The organism is Falsiroseomonas oryzae (assembly GCF_027856955.1).
Lineage (GTDB): Bacteria > Pseudomonadota > Alphaproteobacteria > Acetobacterales > Acetobacteraceae > Falsiroseomonas > Falsiroseomonas oryzae.
Genome location: NZ_JAPSMD010000626.1, coordinates 1 through 2,426, shown reverse-complemented (window position 1 = coordinate 2,426; position 2,426 = coordinate 1). Strand labels below are relative to the sequence as shown.

At 74.4% G+C, this 2,426-nt stretch carries 2 protein-coding genes; both read right to left on the bottom strand.

The genetic code is table 11. The features are described 5' to 3' along the window. Positions 1-857: two-partner secretion domain-containing protein (locus OZN99_RS29800; RefSeq protein WP_270938836.1), on the bottom strand; the 857-nt coding region annotated here is incomplete at its 3' end. A 3-nt stretch (positions 858-860) separates the two neighbouring features. After that, positions 861-2,426 (bottom strand): ShlB/FhaC/HecB family hemolysin secretion/activation protein (locus tag OZN99_RS29795; RefSeq protein ID WP_270938835.1); only part of this gene is annotated, 1,566 nt, incomplete at its 5' end.

The window sequence follows — 2,426 nt, the reverse complement described above, 5'->3', positions numbered from 1 at the left end:
TGGCCGCGCACCGCGATGGTGCCGCGGCGCTCCGCCTGGCCCGCGGCGGCCGGCGGCAACGTGTCGGCGCGGATGGTGCCGCCGGCGCTGACCAGCCGCTCCACCACGCCGGAGGCAGCGGTGGCGCTCAGCAGGATGCTGCCGCCATCGGCCTCGATGGTGCCGGTGTTCGTCACGAGCGCGACGCCGCCGCCGGGCCCCGTGCTGACCTGCTGCGTCACGTCGATGGAGAGCAGCCCGTCGCCCGCCAGGTCCAGCGTAAAGCGCTCCGCCCCGCCGGCCAGCGCGACGCGCCCGAGCCGCGCGCGGATCACGCCGGCATTCGCCACCACCGGCCCGACCAGCGCCGCCAGCCCCTGTTCGCGCACGGTGATGGTGCTGCCGGCCCGGTTCTCCACCCGCGCGCCGGGGTTGGGCGCGCCGTCGAAGGCCATCACGCCGGCCATGAAGTTGCCGTTGGTGATGTCGGAGGTGGTGGCGATCAGGCTCGCGACGTCCACCTGCGCGCCGGCGGCGAAGGTGATGCCGGACCGGTTGACGATCGCCACGCCGCCGTTGGAGGTGAGCCGGCCCGCGATGGTCGATGGATCCGGCGCCGTGACCCGCTGCAGCGACCAGGAGGAGGCCGCCGGCTGGTCGATGTTCACATGGTGCGTTCCGCCGATGTTGAACGTCGTCCAGTTGATCACCGCGCGGTCGCTGGTCTGCGTCACCTGGGTGCGCGCCGGGTCGGTCTGGTCGATCGTCGCGCTGCCCGCCTGCACGCTGCCGCCGCCTGGCCGCTGCGCCAGCGCGGTTGCCGGCAGCAGCGCGGTGGAGGCCAGCAGCGCGGCGCGGAGCAGGCGGGGGGCGCGCATCGGCTAGAACCGCACCAGCAGGCGGGCGTACATCGCGTTCTCGTCCAGCTGCCGCACGCCCGCGCCATCGGGGTTCAGCACCAGCCGGTGCACGCCTTCCAGGTCGAGCTGCACGCGCTCGTCGAACTGCAGCCGGACGCCGCCGCCCCAGGACGCCAGCCGCCGGTCCAGCCCCGCCGGCCCGTTGTCCCAGGCCTGGCCCGCGTCACGGAACAGGTAGAACTGCGTGCCGAGCTTCAGCTCCGACCCGCCCGGCCAGCCTTCCGGCATGGCGATGTCGAAGACCCGCCCGGCCTGCAGCTCGATCGTCCCCGCAAGCGCCCGGTCGCCCGAGACCTGCCCGGCATAGTAGCCGCGGCCCAGCCGGCTGCCGCCGAGGTAGAACTTCTCGGCCGGCGGCAGCACGTCGTCGCTCCACTGCCCCGCAGCGATGCCGAACAGCGACACCAGCCAGCCCTCGGCCGGGGAGAACAGCGGCTGCAGGCGGGAGACCTCGCCGACCACCTTGGTGAAGCCGAAATCGCTGCCGAAGCGCGCCGTGCTGCCGGAGAAGCCGTCCGTCGCGCCGAGCGTGGTGACGCCCTGGCTGAAGCGCACCAGGCCGGTCGTCGTCGCCGCCGCCGGCGCGAAGTCCAGCAGCGCATCCAGCGCCGAGCCCTCCAGCGCGACGCGCAGCGCGCGCACCGCGTCGCGCGCCTGGCGGGTGCGCGGCTGGCCGGGCCCGATGCGCGCCTCCACCGTGCTCTCGAAGGCGTCGAACTGGCCGATGGCGGTCAGGTTCATCGGCCGGCTGCGGATAATGGGATAGGACAGCGCCGCGCCGGCGACGCGTGTGTCGCCGACATAGCCGATGGCGGAGAGCGGGGAGCCGGGCTGCACGCGGCCGCCGCCGACATAGCCGCGCACGCGCAGGCCGGAGGCGCCGATGAACGCCTCCTCGGTCAGCTGCACGAAGGTCTGCCCGTTGCCGTCGGTCTGCAGCACTGCCAGCTCGGTCCGCTCGCCGAAGGCGGTGAAGGCATTGAGCTGGCCCACAAGCAGCCCCTGCCAGGCGCCGGTCGATTCGAAGCCGCGGTTGTCCAGGTTGAGGAAGCCCGTGACCGGCCGGCGCGCCAGCTGAACCACCAGTTGCAGGGCGCCGGGCTCGCCCGGCAGGGGGCGCAGCACGCCGCGCGCGGTGACGCCCGCGATGTCGGAGGAGAGCAGCAGCGCGCGCTCCAGCGCGGCATTGGACAGCGGCCGCTGGCCGACCAGCGGATCGAGGAAGCGCAGTGCCTGGCGCGCTGCGGGGCCGATATCCTCGCCGTCCAGCTTCACCTCGGCGATGAAGCCTTCTGTCACCAGCAGCCGCAGCTCCGCCGTGCCGTCCGGCAGCGGCGCCAGCCCCGCGCCGACCGCGACATAGGGGTAGCCCGCCGCGCGATAGGCGCGCAGCACGGCCAGCCGCGCCTCCTCGATCTGCGCCAGCGTCGCGGTGCGGCCGGCCAGCGGCGCGACCGCGCCGCGCAGCTCGGCCTCCGACAGGGCCTGGTTGCCCTGCAGGACAACGCGGCCCAGCGCCACCTGCCG